Origin of the sequence: Helicobacter didelphidarum, assembly GCF_003364195.1 — a bacterium.
GTDB lineage: Bacteria > Campylobacterota > Campylobacteria > Campylobacterales > Helicobacteraceae > Helicobacter_A > Helicobacter_A didelphidarum.
In genome coordinates this window covers 1-598 of the sequence record NZ_NXLQ01000190.1, presented here as the reverse complement: position 1 = coordinate 598, position 598 = coordinate 1, and the positions used below count along the sequence as shown (strand labels likewise).

Sequence of the window (598 nt, the reverse complement as noted above, 5' to 3'; positions counted from 1 at the left end):
TCTTTTAGTCTTCCAGAGAGTGAATACTTAAAATCTTTTAGAGCAAGATTAATCTATCCAAACTACTACCCTACTCCTATATCTGATAGAAGCATTATTATAAATGCTTTAAGAGATAAGATACAAGTATTAAGATTTAAGAAAAAACTTTGGCTATGCTTTAATGGTAAGAGCTTAGCAATAATGCAAGGCAATGATATAATACAAGAGTTTATAGCCTTTAGTGGGAATGCCTTAAGCCTAACAGAGAAAGAGCAATTACAAAAAGAGAAGGGCTATACACACTTTGTAGAATATGAAGAGAAAGGATTATTAAATAATACAACATATTATTTCTGCCTTGATAAAGAATGGCAACAAGAGAGAGATAGATTATATAAAATAATATGAAAGAAGATAGAACAATGAATGAAAACAAGCAAGAACTAGATTCTAAAAAGCTAGATTCTAATTCTAAAGAAATAAAGCAAGATTCTAAGAATCAAGAATTCGCAAAGCTAGATTCTCATAATGATGAGATGGTGTTTGAAGTAAAATACAAGCTTGGCTTGTGGGATTATTGTGTTAATATATTCTTTTTTATTCCATTTAGCTGTTT

General features: G+C 29.4%; 1 protein-coding gene and 1 pseudogene. Both read left to right on the top strand.

From position 1 onward, the window contains the following. Nucleotides 1-390, top strand: a pseudogene (locus CQA53_RS12950) (hypothetical protein); the annotation flags it as partial. Nucleotides 391-404: 14 nt separating this feature from the next. Next, a partial coding sequence (locus CQA53_RS11860; RefSeq protein ID WP_407918859.1) for a hypothetical protein occupies nucleotides 405-598 on the top strand: 194 nt, incomplete at its 3' end.